Source organism: Leptospira biflexa serovar Patoc strain 'Patoc 1 (Paris)' (assembly GCF_000017685.1).
GTDB lineage: Bacteria > Spirochaetota > Leptospiria > Leptospirales > Leptospiraceae > Leptospira_A > Leptospira_A biflexa.
Genome location: NC_010602.1, coordinates 1,377,391 through 1,392,719 on the forward strand (window position 1 = coordinate 1,377,391; position 15,329 = coordinate 1,392,719).

Annotated in this window: 16 protein-coding genes and 1 tRNA gene; 7 read left to right on the plus strand and 10 right to left on the minus strand. The window is 42.0% G+C overall.

Annotated features, from left to right (window positions below; translation table 11 throughout):
• The first annotated feature begins 20 nt into the window (after positions 1-20).
• Complete coding sequence (locus LEPBI_RS06475; protein WP_012388313.1) at positions 21-977, plus strand: MBL fold metallo-hydrolase; 957 nt, start codon at positions 21-23, stop codon at positions 975-977.
• Position 978: 1 nt separating this feature from the next.
• Positions 979-2,475, plus strand: coding sequence for a glycerol kinase GlpK (glpK, locus tag LEPBI_RS06480; protein ID WP_012388314.1), 1,497 nt, complete (start codon positions 979-981; stop codon positions 2,473-2,475).
• Positions 2,476-2,485: 10 nt separating this feature from the next.
• Here glpK and LEPBI_RS06485 read toward each other — a convergent pair whose 3' ends face one another.
• From LEPBI_RS06485 to LEPBI_RS06510, 6 genes are all read right to left on the minus strand, one after another.
• Positions 2,486-3,664: a hypothetical protein gene (locus LEPBI_RS06485; RefSeq protein WP_012388315.1), complete on the minus strand. Its 1,179-nt coding sequence runs from the start codon at positions 3,662-3,664 to the stop codon at positions 2,486-2,488.
• Entirely contained in the window at positions 3,661-3,906 is a 246-nt protein-coding gene (locus LEPBI_RS06490) for a hypothetical protein (RefSeq protein ID WP_012388316.1), read from the minus strand. The genes LEPBI_RS06485 and LEPBI_RS06490 overlap by 4 nt, the downstream gene beginning before the upstream one ends.
• A gap of 7 nt (positions 3,907-3,913) precedes the next feature.
• Entirely contained in the window at positions 3,914-5,080 is a 1,167-nt protein-coding gene (locus LEPBI_RS06495; RefSeq protein WP_012388317.1) for an iron-containing alcohol dehydrogenase, read from the minus strand.
• Between the two features lie 83 nt (positions 5,081-5,163).
• Positions 5,164-5,490 carry a flagellar biosynthesis anti-sigma factor FlgM gene (locus LEPBI_RS06500; RefSeq protein ID WP_012388318.1) on the minus strand — a complete coding sequence of 109 codons (327 nt, stop codon included), beginning with the start codon at positions 5,488-5,490 and terminating at the stop codon, positions 5,164-5,166.
• Between the two features lie 20 nt (positions 5,491-5,510).
• On the minus strand, positions 5,511-6,233 hold the full coding sequence (rsmI, locus tag LEPBI_RS06505; protein ID WP_012388319.1) for a 16S rRNA (cytidine(1402)-2'-O)-methyltransferase: 723 nt from the start codon (positions 6,231-6,233) through the stop codon (positions 5,511-5,513).
• Entirely contained in the window at positions 6,223-6,963 is a 741-nt protein-coding gene (locus LEPBI_RS06510) for an LIC11073 family putative lipoprotein (protein ID WP_012388320.1), read from the minus strand. Before LEPBI_RS06510 ends, rsmI begins: the two co-directional genes overlap by 11 nt.
• A 42-nt stretch (positions 6,964-7,005) precedes the next feature.
• On the opposite strand from LEPBI_RS06510, the gene LEPBI_RS06515 reads away from it, so the two are divergent.
• Positions 7,006-7,701, plus strand: a complete 696-nt coding sequence (locus tag LEPBI_RS06515) for an LIC_20245 family lipoprotein (RefSeq protein WP_012388321.1) — start codon at positions 7,006-7,008, stop codon at positions 7,699-7,701.
• Here LEPBI_RS06515 and nadE read toward each other — a convergent pair.
• The 3 genes from nadE to LEPBI_RS06530 are packed head-to-tail and all read right to left on the minus strand — an operon-like array spanning position 7,698 to position 11,652.
• On the minus strand, positions 7,698-9,638 hold the full coding sequence (gene nadE, locus LEPBI_RS06520) for an NAD(+) synthase (protein WP_012388322.1): 1,941 nt from the start codon (positions 9,636-9,638) through the stop codon (positions 7,698-7,700). The two genes, LEPBI_RS06515 and nadE, sit on opposite strands and share 4 nt — an antisense overlap.
• The gene (locus LEPBI_RS06525) at positions 9,625-10,902 is read right to left on the minus strand and encodes a 3-deoxy-D-manno-octulosonic acid transferase (protein ID WP_012388323.1); all 1,278 of its coding nucleotides are present in this window, start codon (positions 10,900-10,902) and stop codon (positions 9,625-9,627) included. The genes nadE and LEPBI_RS06525 overlap by 14 nt, the downstream gene beginning before the upstream one ends.
• On the minus strand, positions 10,903-11,652 hold the full coding sequence (locus tag LEPBI_RS06530) for a flagellar filament outer layer protein FlaA (RefSeq protein ID WP_187148085.1): 750 nt from the start codon (positions 11,650-11,652) through the stop codon (positions 10,903-10,905).
• A 69-nt stretch (positions 11,653-11,721) separates the two neighbouring features.
• Between LEPBI_RS06530 and LEPBI_RS06535 the strand changes: the two genes are divergently transcribed.
• From LEPBI_RS06535 to proC, 3 genes are read left to right on the plus strand one after another with little or no spacing between them, the layout of a single operon-like run.
• Positions 11,722-12,534 (plus strand): hypothetical protein, encoded by an 813-nt coding sequence (locus LEPBI_RS06535; protein WP_012388325.1) that lies wholly within the window; start codon positions 11,722-11,724, stop codon positions 12,532-12,534.
• A gap of 2 nt (positions 12,535-12,536) precedes the next feature.
• The gene (locus tag LEPBI_RS06540; RefSeq protein WP_012388326.1) at positions 12,537-13,235 is read left to right on the plus strand and encodes a YggS family pyridoxal phosphate-dependent enzyme; all 699 of its coding nucleotides are present in this window, start codon (positions 12,537-12,539) and stop codon (positions 13,233-13,235) included.
• Positions 13,216-14,007, plus strand: coding sequence for a pyrroline-5-carboxylate reductase (gene proC, locus LEPBI_RS06545; RefSeq protein WP_012476228.1), 792 nt, complete (start codon positions 13,216-13,218; stop codon positions 14,005-14,007). Before LEPBI_RS06540 ends, proC begins: the two co-directional genes overlap by 20 nt.
• Positions 14,008-14,013: 6 nt before the next feature.
• On the opposite strand, the gene LEPBI_RS06550 is transcribed toward proC, so the two are convergent.
• Positions 14,014-14,086: transfer RNA gene (locus LEPBI_RS06550), tRNA-Met, on the minus strand.
• Between the two features lie 167 nt (positions 14,087-14,253).
• Here LEPBI_RS06550 and LEPBI_RS06555 point away from each other — a divergent pair.
• Positions 14,254-15,315 (plus strand): sensor domain-containing diguanylate cyclase, encoded by a 1,062-nt coding sequence (locus LEPBI_RS06555; protein ID WP_012388328.1) that lies wholly within the window; start codon positions 14,254-14,256, stop codon positions 15,313-15,315.
• Positions 15,316-15,329 lie beyond the last annotated feature (14 nt).

Consider the following 15,329-nt stretch of genomic DNA (forward strand, 5'->3'; position numbering starts at 1 on the left):
ATGACTCTAGAAAAAGAGCAATGAAAATTAAGTTTTGGGGTGTACGAGGATCCATTGGTTCACCCATTCGGCCAGAAAATGTAAAACATAAAATCGAAAAAATCCTCACTTTGGCAAGTCCTACAGACATCCAAAACGAACAAAGTATTATCAGTTTTTTAAATTCCTTAAGTTTCTCATCTTCCTCAACTTACGGAGGTAATACGACCTGTGTTGAGATTCGTGATAAAGAAGGAAATTTGATCATCATCGATGGTGGGACGGGACTTCGGGAGTTAGGGAACCAAATCATGGCAACTGATTTTGGAAAAGGGGCGGGACACGCGTATTGGATCCTCACTCACACGCATTGGGACCATATCCAAGGGATTCCTTTTTTCATTCCATTGTTTTTACCTGGCAATCATTTTGAGTTCATCTCGTCCATGAGTGACGCAGAAAAAAGACTCGAGCACCAATTTGTGTTTACTCATTTCCCTGTTTCCTTTGACCATTATGCGGCCAAAAAAACCTTCCAATTCATAGAAGAAGGGGAAGTGGTATCCCTCGGTCCTCATATCCAAGCATTCAGCAAAGCAGTGCGCCACCCAGGTGGAAGTTTTTCGTATCGATTCACAGAAGAAGGGAAATCCATTATCTTTGCCTCCGATGCGGAATTCAATTTAGAAGAGATGGAAAATATTGATACCTATATTGATTACTTTCGAGATGCAGATGTTCTGGTCTTTGATACTCAATATACATTTGAAGAATCTTTGCAAAAAATTGATTGGGGCCATAGTTCTGCTTCTATTGCCACAGACATTGCACTTCGGGCAAAGGTCAAAAAACTTGTCATGTTCCACCATGACCCATCTTACGATGACGAAAAATTAGATTTGGTATACTTACGAGCGTTAAAGTACAAAGAGATGTTTGATCCTCATGGAAAATTAGAAATCATTATGGCGTATGAAGGTTTGGAAATAGAGGTATAATATGGCAAAAAAAAATTACATCATTGGAATTGATGCAGGTACAACTGGGATTCGTACATTTTGTTTTAATGACAAAGGGAAAGTGATCTCCTCGGCTTACCAAGAGTTCAAACAATACTATCCAAAACCAGGTTGGGTGGAACATGACCCAGAAGAGATTTGGGTAAAAACACAAAAGCTCATCACACTTGCCATTAAAAATGGAAAGTTAAATCCCAAAGATGCCGTGGCCATTGGGATCACAAACCAAAGGGAAACTTCGGTTGTTTGGGATAAAAAAACAGGAAAACCTGTTTATAATGCCATCGTTTGGCAATGCCGACGTACTTCTGATATTTGTAAGGACTTAAAAAAACAAAGCCTAGATTCCAATTTTCGAAATAAAACAGGGCTAGTCCTAGATGCTTATTTTTCAGGTACCAAAATCCAATGGATCTTAGACAATGTGAAAGGGGCAAGGGATCGGGCAGAACGTGGTGACCTTCTTTTTGGAACCATTGATACCTGGTTATTGTACAAACTCACAGGCCATAAAGAACATAAAACCGATCATACCAATGCATCTCGAACCTTACTTTTTAATATCCAAACCAAAGAATGGGATGAAGAACTATGTAAGATTTTAAGAGTTCCCATGTCCATGTTACCGAAGGCATTTAACTCCAAAAATCTCTTTGGGTTTACTTCTAATGTCAAATCCATCCCAGATGGAATCCCAATTTCTTCGTTAGTTGGTGACCAACAAGGGGCACTCTTTGGACAACTTTGTACAGAACCAGGGGAAGCCAAAAATACCTATGGAACGGGTTGTTTTTTACTATTCAATGTGGGGGATGAATTCCGGATTTCGAACCAAGGTCTCATCACCACATTGGCCCTCGGTCCAGAAGGGAAAACTGTGTACTGTTTGGAAGGATCTGTTTTTATCGGGGGTGCTGTGGTCCAATTCCTCCGAGACAATTTGGAATTTTTTAAATACTCAAAAGACTCGGAAAAACTCGTGAAGTCGATCAAAACAAAAGATGATATTGTGTTTGTTCCTGCCTTTGCAGGTCTTGGTGCCCCGCATTGGGACCAAGAAGCACGTGGTGCCATCTTTGGACTCTCTCGTGACACAACGCCTGCCCAAATCACAAGAGCCGCTCTCAAAGCCATTGCCTTACAATCCTATGAACTTGCCAATGCAATGGAAAAGGAAACGGGAAAACCATTGAAATTTTTACGAGTGGATGGTGGTGCCACTTCCAACGCATGGCTCATGCAATTCCAAGCTGACATCTTAGGAACAAAAGTGATCCGACCACAAAACGTGGATACGACGGTGCTGGGTGCGGCATACTTGGCAGGACTCGAACGTGGATTTTTTAAATCAGTGGCTCACCTTCGAAAAGAAGAAACCAAAACCACACAATTCACACCGAAGATGAAAGAATCCGAACGGAAAGAAGAAATTGATAAGTGGAATTTAGCCATTTCTCGTGTGAAAACGGAAACCTAATCCATTCCCTTCAATAGTCGAACCATAGGAGAGACGATTCAAAGGTTTGTTTTTGTTTGGTAATCCCTCCACCAACAAGAAACAAACCAGTTTCATAAAAGGGAATTTCCAAAATCAGATCTTTGGGAAGCCGATGGAATTCACTGGTTTCCAGTTCTTTCCGAGTGAGAAACAAATCAAAACGAACTGTATCCATCCATTCATTGGTCTTAAAAAAAAGTTTCGTTTTGGTTTTCCCGTAAAAGCTTAAGGACTCACCACTCACACAAAAATCAAATTTTTCTGAATTTTCAAACGGTATGGTTTCTATTTGGCTCTCGTCACCCTCATCACGGTAAGAAAAAATACTACCTTCTTCATAATAGAGATTCCGTGCAAACCGTCTGTAGAGCTCGGCTTCAATGAGTGATACTAAATCTTCTCCAGCGGGTGGTTTTAGGGCAGGGGCCAATTCAATTTGTTTCATTTTGTTTTTCGAGATGGATTTACGAATCACTTGTAAAACGGGAGGGGAAAGTTTTGGCAAAATATAATGAAAATACCTTTCATCATGGCTACGTAAGATCTCTTGTAAAAAGATTCCATGGATGAGGGGGATGAGTTCCACCGTGAACATTTGTTGGCTTAAGAATTGTGCAAACTCTGTTTCAAATCGAAAGAGATTGGTTATGATTTTAATTTCTTCTTCCTTTGTCCCAGAGTATAAAATTGCCACCAAACGATTGAGATAAAGTTTACTTTTGGTATCCACATACAACGAGTCTATTTTCTCTAACACCATCCTTTCATTGAACTCAGGATTCACGATGTCTCTTAGAGATAGATACCTAGTTTGTTTGAACTTGTCCCGTTTGCTTCGGTATAATTCAGATGGTGATTGTTTGAGTCCACCAATCGTTCGTTTGGTGTTTGAAAAACCTGGTTTTGGATTTTGGAACCAATCTGTTTTTTGGTCGGGACTACGGTAGTAAGGAGGATTGGTAATCGGTTTTGGTTGAAAACTTTGGCGGTTGTACTGGAGTGAATATAAAAACTGTGGGAATAAAATGGGATCTGTAGAAACGGAAGGCAAATCGGGAATCTTTTTGATTGGAATCGGGTAAAAGGGATCGGGAGCCGAGACAAAACGGGCGACCGAATCCATATCGGCCAAAAAAAAATGGTAATTGTATCCTTGTCTGTAAATCAAACGGGTGGGGATTTTTTTAATTTCTTTTGGATGCGGATACGAAAGTGTTCCCAGTTATAATCTTGTTTCAAAATCTCCAATTCATGGTCCACACCAAACCTCATAAAGTCGAAGATCTCTTCGTGATCCATACCCACAATGATGGATAAATCTTGGATCACTCGTTGCAATCGTCTGGCATCCCTGTCACTTAAGGAAAATGTTTCTAAGAGTTTTTGTTCAAATTCGGTGAGTTGGATCAAGTTTATCCTAAAACGCAGCCACTAAGATGGTTTCGATTTCATTTTTCGGTAGTTCTCTTGGAAGACAATCAAGAAATGAATACGTAGCTGCAAGAGTTGCAATTCCAGGTAGGTCGATTTTTTTCACTTCATACTCGGAGAGGCGTTGTGGGATACGTAGTTCTAAGTAAATTTTACGAATCCCTTCCACGGCTTTGATCGCCGCTTCAATGACGGAGATATTGGTTACGTCCTCATCAAGGGCTCTTGCTATCATTACATACTTACCGGCAGAGGAAGTGAGATTGTATTCCATCACGTGAGGGAGAAGGATCGACATACTTTGGAAAATATCTAAGTTGGTAACCGTTGTTACAGCAAGGGACAATGCATAACAAAGCCCTAGGCTACTTGTGGATTGGGCAATGCCTGCCAGTAAACTTGCCGCATAAATGGAGTTTTTTGGTCCTAAGTTACGTGGTTCTCGGATGGCAGGAACAATGTTTTTAGAAATAAGTTCAATGGAACGTAATGCAGTAGAAGAAGTGATCTCGTTGGCATATTTGGAAAGAATACTATCCACTGCTGCTGATAATATAGAAATACCTGTTTTTGCTGTTTCAGAGCTCGACATACCAGCTCCAATTTTTGGATCGGATACGATGAGTTCCGGAAATGCCCATTCATGAGCGAAATACTTTCTATTTTTGTCTTTGTCATCGACGATGGAAAAAAATGGAGAACATTCATTGCCGAGTAGAGGTTTTGTCGGAACAACCACAAGCGGTAATCCCTTTTTTTTCGGTTGTTTCCTTCCAACGAGGAGTTCTTCCGCAAACATATCATTGGTGGCGAGAAGGGAAGCCGCCTTACCTGCGTTCATTGATTCAAAAGAACCATATGCCACAACACAGTCAGCATTCGAAATTCGTAAAAAATGAGCACAAGTATCCAAATCTTTGAAATGCACACGGTCTACAATGTCATCGTAAATGATGACACCTTCCGCGTGTTTTTCTAAACTCGTTTTGATGATGGAGAGTTCTTCTGAATTTTCTAATTCTTTTTGGGTTGTGATGAGTACAACTCGAGATCCAATGTTTTTGACAAAGGATCCAAGTTTATATCCACAATCGATTTCGAAATGTATCTTGGGAGGAAATTGAAAATTAATCCATTCGGGGAGAACTGGCATACGATCCCCTAACTATGAATGTACGAAGCGTGAGAAATCCTCGGAGAGGACAATAACAAAGGATCCCTCACCACCTGTCCTTATTACTGTTGTCCGAGGAAAGACGTTGCAATTTGGTCGGAAATTTTATCTAACATCTCTGGTGAAAGAGTGTCATAGTCTCCGTTTTTCAATCGTTCTTTGATCGCTTTGAGTTTTTCCGTGCGATCCTCTTCTGGAGGAGCTTGAACGATTTGTTTTGCAATTTGTTTTACTTCTGCCTGTAATTTTGCTTCAGATGCAATTTTTTTGGCTGCATCAGAGATGGAAATTGTATCCACCGGCGCTTGTGATTCTGATTCTTTTGGTCCTTGTGGTTTTTTTGGTTCATAACCGTATCCACCAACACGACCTACTTTATCGATATTCATATTCTAGTCCTCTTCCTACATCACATATCGGTGGAATCTGAATTTCCCTTAAGTGATTTTTTTCGATGATTCAAGAGAAATACAAATTCACCCTTGGCATTGGGAGGATTATTCGCCAATTCCCTAGGATTTGCGTAATAAACTACCTCTTCGAAGGCCTTTGTCAACTCCCTTCCCATTAACACTTCTGTTTCCGGAAACAATTCCTCTAAGATTGGATACAACCTGGGGAGTTTGTGGACGGATTCATAAAACACGATGAGTCCTTCGATTTCCCTTGCTCTCTCTAATTCTCGGCGTTTTTTACTCGGTTTTTCAGAGAGAAATCCTAAAAAATACGTGGGGTTCACTTGGAATCCAGAAACAGAAAGGAGAGCGGTGAGAGCGGAAGCTCCGGGCACTGGGACAATGGAGATGCCATTCTCTCTTGCGGTGCGAACCATTTGGCTTCCCGGGTCCGACACACCCGGTGTTCCCGCATCGGAGACAAGGGCCATCGACTTCCCTTGTTTCAATTGTTCGAGGACATTGGCAAAGGGAGTTTCGGAGTGGTCTTTGTAAAGGGCAAGCACAGGTGTACTGATTCCCAGTTTGTGAAAGAGGGATTTGGTTTCTTTTGCAGATTCACAGAGTACGAGATCCACTTCTTTTAAAACGTCAATGGCGCGCAGAGTGATGTCTCCCATATTGCCAATGGGAGTGGCCACGACATACAGTAGTCCTTTTTCTCGTTTATAAGCCAACGGATTGGCACCCAGGTGGGGTTTGTCCCGCAGGACAGGTGCAACCTAATTCATTATTTCCCTTTGTACAAGGGTTACAGGCCGTCCCTAAGGCACAGGCAGTGGGCGTGCCACATGAAGGATTGGAGCAGGTGGATGTATTACACCCAACTCCCACAGCACAAAATGTTTGGATGTCGTTCACTCGGTTTGGAATGGCACAGGTACTCACGGCAGTCGATGGGTTCGAGATGAGGCCTCCTGTGAGCATGGAACGGATCGTAAAATTATAAATTTGGCATTTTTGGAAAAATTCTGTCCCTGGTGGTGGGACCGCAAAACGAATCCGTTTGGTGATGACTCGGGCCGATGAAGTGGATGCTTCATAAGGCAAATGGGGAAAACTCGGTTGGACACCGTCTTCTAACCATTCCCCTTGGATGGTTTGGATGATGCCAGGGAAGGCGGTTGTCACATATAAATTATATCCGACAAACTGTGGTTCCCTGTTGGTCACATAGTACTTGAGGATGAATTCAGGTCTTGGGTCAGCATTATAATTAAAGACATCCGTTTGGAAGTCATTTGTGATATTGCTATTCACTGCCACAACCGAGAGGATCTGTGGGACTCCCGGTGGAACCAAAAACACAAAGGGTGCCACGGGCGTGTCTGTGTTCACTCCACATTGAAAAAAAGAGAGAAAAGATATGCAGAGATAGGAAATTGGGTGTATAGAAGGAAAACGCATTCTGTTTCTCGTTTCCCTTCCAAGTTTTCAGGAATTCAATCTATGGGAATCCAAAAAAAATTACTCTTTGTCTCCATTTCGCTAATTGGTCTTTTTTTTCTCATCTTGCTTATGCTCGGAGGGGACGACGAAGACGAAGCCCGTCGTAAAAAAGAAAAAGGGGCCGTTGCACTTTCTTTTTTAGGGGGAGGGCCAAGTAACCCGAAAGGCACCAATCGACTTGGTGTGCGTGGGGAAGATGCAGGTTCCATCTTTGATTCGGACTATTACAATGCGGGGGGGATGAAATATGAAGACGATCCGAATATTGCTTCTGGCGAATCGGGCGAAATCCCCATCAACCCACAAACAGGGAAACCATACCCACCTGAGGCCATGCAAGCCTTTGAGGATTTGCGGGAACAATTTCCAGACAATGATCTCATCCCCAAACGGATGACGGCCGAGGATAAAAAGAAACAATCTGAGTTCAACCAAAAGCTCACACGGGCCACAAACTCCGTATTTGGTGGAAGTCCAAACGCAACGGACCTTACAACATATTATGGTCATGTGCGAAAACAAGGAAAGGACAGGCTTGAGATCATCAATTACCTCATTGAATCCCAAGGCGGGGATGATCCTGAGATGGATAAAAAATTCCAGGAAATCTTAAAGAACATCCAATTCCAAAACGAACAAATCGAAAAGGAAGCTGCCAATGCCTTTACAAAGGCAGGACTCCAACCACCTCCTTAGGTTTCGTTGGAAAGGATGGGAAAACGGTAACTCGATTTTGGATCGAGTCCGTATTCGTCCAAATGGAACGAGGGAGGAAGCCTCTCTCGTTTCCATTGTGAGATTCTAAATAGTGTTTTAAATTTTTGCAAATAACCAAACAGTTGTTCCTTGGACTCCCAAGGGTATTCTTTTTTGAGTTCTTCTAATACTTCCGACTCATTCATTGTTAGGTAGACAAGTTTCCGTTCAATGGAATTGAGAATGGGATAAGGCATTAGATCCTTCTCATCTTCCTGGTGTTCGGTGAGGGGTTTTAGTTCTGCGGTTGGTTTTGTATTCCGTAACATTTGAATGGATTGTTTGGGTGAAATATAACGATTGTTTCCCTTTTGGATGTCATCTAACCATTCTAATAAAAATTCTTTACTCACACCAGCGAGTGGCGCAATGGAACCTGAGGAATCTCCATCCATTGTGGTGTATCCCACAGCGGCCTCACTACGATTCCCTGTGGATAATAAAAGGTGACCATTCAGATTGGCAAGTAACCAAATGAGGGGAGAGCGAACCCGGGCTTGGATGTTTTGTAAGGCAAGGTCGTGTTCTTTCCAATTGAGTTTAGTTCCCTTCACCGATTCAATGAGGGAAACCGAAGACGAAACCATTTCATCAATGGAGATGGAATGGAATTCACAATCCAATTCTTCACTTAAGGTTTTTGCAATTTCTTCCGTGATGGGAGAATTGTTGGATGTTTTTTGGTACAGTGTGACAAGAAGGTTTTTTTCATTCCAACCTAGTTTGGTGAGATGATCGTCCCCGTTTTCTTTTTTGGCGATTGTCACGAATGTGGAGACAAGGATGGCACAGGTAGCACTGTCTGCTCCCCCAGAGAGTGAAAGTGTATACCCTTTGGTTTTGGACTTTCTCAAGTAATCAAAGAGACCAAGGCTTACGGCTTTTGTGAATTCTTCAAAGGGACTTAAGTTTTCCGTAGGATCTGCGTTTGGGGAGATGGATTCATCCCGTTTGTCTAAAACCAAAAATGGACTGGTTTTCGCCTCTTCAGGATTAAGTGGCGAAAGATTGATTTTGGGAATGAGGGTTGTTTTTGGCTCAGGGAGTGGTTCTCGGAAATGACGAGCTTTTGCAGATCGGATTTCATCGAGATGGAAGGAGTGGGAAGTGATGGCAAAGGGAGTGAAATGTAACCTTGGCCCTTCCTTTACGAGTCTGCCACAGGAAGCAAAGAAGGCACCACCTTCAAAGATGATCCTTCCTGATTCATTCCCACAAAGGTTTGTGAATACTTGTAAATTGTTTTGGCTCCGACTGGTTTCCGTAAAGATTTGCCTTCGGATGTTTTGTTTGCCCATCGCAAAATGAGAGGCACCTGGAGAGAGTAAAACATCGGCACCCGCAAGATTGTAAACTTGAGAAGGTTTGAAAGAGGACCAACTGTCCTCACAGATCTCAATGGCAAAATGTAAATCCTTCCATGAAAAAAGAAAATGACCAAATGGTATTTCCATTCCACCAATGGTTACGGATTGGTTGAGAAACGTTTTGGGAGAATGGAACCATCTTCGTTCATAGTGTACGCCCGTATTTGCCAAATTGAGTTTAGGAACAATGGCTTGGATCTTTCCATGCAAAAGGACAGCCATACAATTGTAGAGAAAGGAATCAATAAAGATGGGAAGACCCACAATCACAACTTGGTTTGGGGAAATGGTTTTGATTTTGTCCAAAACTTCTTTTCCTTTTTCCCAGAGACTTGGCCTGAAAAATGCATCCTCACATCCATAACCAGAAATACAAAGTTCGGGAAAAAGGATGAGATCGGCATCCCTTGTTTCCTTGGAAAGGATCGCAGATTGAATGGTTTCAAAATTGCCTAAAAAATCAAGAGGAGTGGTATTTAAAGAAACGGCGGCAATTTTATATTTTGTCATACGGAAAAACTCGGTTATAAATCTTTTCCGATGCACCTCTATTTTCTACAACAAAGTTTCGATTCGTATTTCCCATCTTTTCCCGTAGTTCTTTGTTTTTGACGAGAGATTGGAAGCGAGTGACAAAATGAGCTTCATTTTCTGTTTTAAAAAGACCACCTAATCCTTGCATAACGATCGCTTCGGGGGCGTTTTGGATCTTTGGTCCCGTGATGATGGCAAGGCCTAGGGCAGCCGGTTCGATGGTATTGTGGATACGGTGATGGAAAGCCCCACCTACATAAGCAAAACTTCCATACTGGTAAGCAAAGGCAAGGATTCCCAAAACATCAAAGAGTAAAAATTTAGGAAGTGGATCACCTTCCTTTAACTCGGAAAAAACGGCGGCAGAACCGAAAGTCTCAAGTTTGGATTTCATATCCAACATCCTTTCCTTCTCCCATTTGTGCGGAAAGATCCAATAGGAACATTCATCCTGATTTGATTCTAAATAGCTTAAAAAATAAGATTCGCAAATGGGGTAGGTGGATCCAAGGATCACAGGTCGATGTTTTGCCAAAAATTTTTTTTGGTGCAAAACAAATTCAGTAAACTTTGGATTCGGGGATTTGGTTTCCAATTTGTTCCATACCGATTCAAACCTTGTGTCTCCGAGTACAAGAAAATCGGTTCCCTCCGAAACAAACCCTTCAAATTCTTTGGCCATCAATGGATGGCTTGGATAAATTCCTGAAAGGTACTGGAAGGAAGATTTTGTGAGAAGTCGTACCAGTAGATTTTTACGGGTAGACGCAGAGGACAAACTGGCACAACAAAGGTAGGATTTGGTTCCAAACTTGGATGCATTTTTTAGCAGATTGGGCCAGGTGTCCCAAGCCATGATGAATAAAAACTTTGGTTTAAAAAACCGAAAGAGTTTCTCATAGGCAAAAGGAAGATCAAAGGGTAAGTAAAAATAAAGATCAGCTAAGGGATCAGAGAATGCCCCTTCTTTCACTGAGGATGAAAATACCGATTGGATGATGAAGAGATCGGGTCTATGCCTTCGCACTGTTTCTTGGAGAGCCTTTGCTTGGTCGAGTTCTCCTACACTTGCAGAATGGAACCAGATGACAGATTTTCCATTTGGGGATTTCAAAAATATTTGTTTGTAAGATTGTTTCCGTTTATGGAGTTCTTGACGTATTTGTTTCGAAAAGAGGGAAACAAGTTTGAGGAAAATCCATATCGTACAGATGAGTAGGTTATAAAAAAAATATACCATTTAGCGTTTGTTACCCCAAGTGTCATTCACTTCTGAACCAGGGTAACTGAAAGTACGTTTATCAATCACAAAACATAAATTATCAAAGTACAAATGAAACTCACCTTTTTTTTGAGAGGCGAGACTTTTTAGACGAAACGATGCGAAGGAAATCGGAAAGGACATGGATTGGATGAGCCTTGTGTTTTCTCTCGGTAAATTGATTCTAAATTCCAACCTGCGCCATCCCACAAAATTCAATGTCCCCAAATCAAAATATAAGTCTTTGGATTTTTTTTGGGAAAGGCCCATACTCAAATTGATATGATGGCCTTCGGAATACACCCAAAGGATTCCTTGGATGGGCATTCCGAGTGGGAGCAGGATGGGTTCTTTGGGTCGGATTTCCCAATGGTCAAGTCTTGGATTTTCCACATAACTTTGCAGAAGGAAACTGGTTTGGTTTTCTAGGTTCGGATAACCTGACTCTCGGATCAGTTTTGTTTCTTCTTGGAAGGCTTCTGATTTTGCGATGGAGGCGGCAAATTGGGTTTGGGCCAAAAAGGAATCCACACGATAAAAATCCCATGGCCTTTCCCCTTCAAAATCTTCCACTAAGTAGAGGAGGTAGTGGTTGTCCATGGCAAGAGCGGAACGTAAAATTTGAACACTGCCCAATTCGTCTGGGTTATGGGGTCTCGGAAGAGACAAAAGACTGGAAAAACTCAGGATGAAACCGAGGCAGATTGTGATTTTTTTTAGGTTCAATATGATTTCTCACTTTGCGAAAGCGCAAAAACGTGTACTCTATCCGTATCAAAGGAAAGGAATCCGCACGTCATGGGCCGCCGCGACAATTTGAAAATACTCACAACTGCCATTCTAGTGGTCCTACTTCTTTCATCGTTCATTTTCGCATTTATCTATAGAAACGAAATTTACCAAAAGCTCCAAACCATCGGAAAAAACAAAGATGTGGAGGTGTTTGACCGAGAAATCGCCAAATCCCCCGAGACGATTCCCCCTCCGAAGGAAAATGTAGAAACTATGGCGGGACGTGACTCCGTTGATGATCGGACGAAATTACCAGAACTCCCCAGTTTGGACGATATGGAGCCAGATGCGGAAAGACCAAGGTCTGTCTCTGTTGCTTCTTCTACGAAGGCAAAGGAAACAAAAGACAGTGGGTCTCGCCTAAAGGAAAAACTTGACCAAGTAGAAGAACAATTTTTACCAAAAGAAAAACTGAATTCTACCTCTCCATCGACATCCAAAGAGAGCATGAAAAAACAAACGGAGACAAAAACGGAATCGATTCCCAAAGAGAAAGTGGAATCCATTGTCGAAACAACAAAACCTCTTTCCAAAACCAAAAAACGAATAGTACAAAAAAAATCGTCAGCGGTGAGCTCAAAATCAAACTATCAAAATGTGAAAACTTCTTTCAGCTCCAAATCTAAAACGAAAGCGGATTCCAAAGATACAAGTATGCGTCAGAAATCGACACAGAAACAAAACGGATCCAATTCCCATTTAGAAGTTCGTATGAATGAAGTAGAACAAAAACTAAACTCACAAAATGATCGGAATGAAAAACGATTTTTGGAAATCGAACGACGCATTGATAGTTTAGAAAAAGTTTTAGCAAAGTAATCGTGTCAGATTACATTTCTGTATACCAATCCCTCCAAAACGAACTGAATTCCCTCTCGAAAGGGATACCACCAACACTCATTGCAGTCTCCAAAACAAAACCATACCAAGTGGTAAGAGATGCATACATGCAAGGCATCCGTGAATTCGGTGAAAACTATCTTCCAGAAGCCATTGAAAAATTTACAAAATTAAGAGAAGAGTTTCCTGAATCTGTAAATACAGTGAATTTACATCACATTGGACCTGTACAATCCGGAACCTTACGAAAGTTATTTGGTATCTTTTCTTACACTCATGGTGTGGGAACGTTTTCAAGTCTCACCGAATTACAAAAACGTGCCGAAAAAGAAAAAAAAACAATCCGGTATTTTTTACAAACAAACCTGACGGCCGAAAGCACCAAACATGGATTCAGTTTGGAGACCCTATTGGAAAAAAAAGAGGAATTATCTCTTTACCAAAATGAATTTTGTATTTGGGAAGGGTTTATGGGAATGGGACCATCTTCGGGAGACCTTCTCCAAACAAAGGAAGTATTTTCTAAATTAACTTCTTTTCGTGATACACATTTTCCCAATTTAAAACTTTCTATGGGAATGAGCGGAGATTATCAATTAGCAGCAGAACTTGGATCCAACTTTGTTCGGATCGGATCAAAAATTTTTGGAGATAGGGATTATGGCACACACTCCGTTTAAAACAGTGGGAATGGTAGGACTTGGGAAAATGGGAGGTGCTGTGGCAAAGGCGCTGGTAAACCAAGGAACAAAAGTGTTTGCCTTTGATCCAAACCTGAAAGTATCACCGGTGGAAGGAGTGACTCTTGTATCCACCTTGGAACGATTGGAAGAGGAAGCGGGTCTTTTTGTCATCGCCGTAAAACCAAACCTGGTAGGACCAGTACTCTCTGAATTCAAAAAACCATCGATCTTTGTTTCGATTGCGGCGGGGATTACTTATGAACAATTACTTTCCTTTTCTCCCAAAGCTTCCACTTGTGTTCGGGTCATGCCAAACCTTCCTTTGGTTTCCAAACGTGGGGCCATGGGGTATTATTGTAACGATGAAGCTGTCTCTCACGTCGAACGTCTGTTTTATGGAATGGGGGAATGTGTAAGGATTTCCAAGGAATCTTTAATGGATGCGGTCACTGGGTTATCGGGTTCTGGCCCTGCTTATGTACTCACGTTTTTACAAGCAATGGCGGAAGCTGGGTTACAAGAGGGACTCGGTTATGAGGAATCTTTGGCTCTCTCTCTTGAGACCATCGAAGGAACTCTTGTGTATTTCAGGGAATTGAGAACAAAAGACCACGCCATCCATCCAATGGAAGTGCGAAATTGGGTGACGTCTCCAGGTGGGACAACCATCCACGGACTTGATGCTTTGGAACGTGGTGGGTTTTCCACCGCGGTGCGGGATGCCGTGAAGCGGGCAACCGAGAGAAGTAAGGAATTGGGAAAGGGATGATAACGGTTGCGCGGACAGGATTCGAACCTGTGGCCTTTGGGTTATGAGCCCAACGAGCTACCAGCTGCTCCACCGCGCGGTATAAGACCATTGTTTTTAAGATTGGTTTATTGTCAACACAATGAAAGAAGAAACTTTCGAATCTCGCACTCATCTGAAATTTATCGATTTCCATCAAAATCTTACTTTACAGGTGTCAAATAGAGCGAATGATTCCTATCTTATATAGAATTCTGGCGGTGCGTTTTGTCTTTTAAAGAAAACACTGATATCGTTTTTGAGCATTACGAAAAAAAAATCTACGACCAAAAACAACTACTGGAAATCTCCCGTGCATTAAATTCCACGTTAGACTATAAGTATTTAATCGATGCAATCCTTAATATCTGTTTGGCGCAGTTGCAGACCCTTCATGCGGCAATGTACCTGGAACCAGAAATTGACTTGGGGCTTTTTAAATTGGAACCCCAGTCCATCAAAGGATTTGAGCTAAGCCCTGAAGAACAAAATTACGAAATCAAAATTGATAGCCCTCTCATCCATTATTTTGAGGAAAAACCAAAGGCCATCACCATGGACCAAATCCTGCAGATGGAAGTTTTGAACCAAATCCCAGATATAGTATACCTTCGCAAAATGGGAGCCGAGATCCTTGTGCCCCTGAATGCAAAGGGGAAGGTGAATGGGTTACTTGTCCTTGGGGACAAAATGACTTCCGAAGAATTTTTGGAAGATGAAAAAGAATTTATGACCACTCTTGCAAACCTGGCAGGGATTGCTGTGGACAATGCAAGGTTGTATGAACTTGCCACGGTGGATATGATGACGGGGCTCAAGATCCATCATTACTTCCAAACCAAATTGAAAGAGGAGATGGAACGTTGCCGAAAAAAAGGAACAAAACTATCATTACTCTTCACTGATGTGGACAAATTCAAAACCTTCAATGATACCTATGGACACCAAGCGGGGGACGTCGTCCTCATTGAAGTCGCAAAACAACTCATCCAAAAAGCACAACGGCACCATATCCCCGCTCGCTACGGTGGAGAAGAGTTTTGCCTTGTGATGCCAGGCGCTTCCGAAGAAGAAGCCATTGCCAAAGGGGAAGAGATCCGTAAGGCTGTGGAAGAGATGGTAGTCAAAAATCCGAATGATGATTCTGATTTAAAAGTGACACTTTCCGTGGGAGTTTCCAGTTTTCGACCAACGGACAGAAACAACAAAGATCTCATCGAACGCGCGGACAAAGCCCTTTACCAGGCGAAACATTCCGGCCGAAACCGCACAATTTGTTATAAAGATTAGGAAAATTGCCGATG

Bases quoted from the DNA above. Each gene is read 5' to 3' on its own strand.
- LEPBI_RS06500 (WP_012388318.1), bottom strand. From the start codon at position 5,490: ATGAATATCGATAAAGTAGGTCGTGTTGGTGGATACGGTTATGAACCA.
- LEPBI_RS06525 (WP_012388323.1), bottom strand. From the start codon at position 10,902: ATGGTATATTTTTTTTATAACCTACTCATCTGTACGATATGGATTTTC.
- LEPBI_RS06495 (WP_012388317.1), bottom strand. From the start codon at position 5,080: ATGCCAGTTCTCCCCGAATGGATTAATTTTCAATTTCCTCCCAAGATA.
- proC (WP_012476228.1), top strand. From the start codon at position 13,216: ATGGCACACACTCCGTTTAAAACAGTGGGAATGGTAGGACTTGGGAAA.
- LEPBI_RS06535 (WP_012388325.1), top strand. From the start codon at position 11,722: ATGGGCCGCCGCGACAATTTGAAAATACTCACAACTGCCATTCTAGTG.
- LEPBI_RS06515 (WP_012388321.1), top strand. From the start codon at position 7,006: ATGGGAATCCAAAAAAAATTACTCTTTGTCTCCATTTCGCTAATTGGT.
- nadE (WP_012388322.1), bottom strand. From the start codon at position 9,638: ATGACAAAATATAAAATTGCCGCCGTTTCTTTAAATACCACTCCTCTT.
- glpK (WP_012388314.1), top strand. From the start codon at position 979: ATGGCAAAAAAAAATTACATCATTGGAATTGATGCAGGTACAACTGGG.
- LEPBI_RS06510 (WP_012388320.1), bottom strand. From the start codon at position 6,963: ATGCGTTTTCCTTCTATACACCCAATTTCCTATCTCTGCATATCTTTT.
- LEPBI_RS06475 (WP_012388313.1), top strand. From the start codon at position 21: ATGAAAATTAAGTTTTGGGGTGTACGAGGATCCATTGGTTCACCCATT.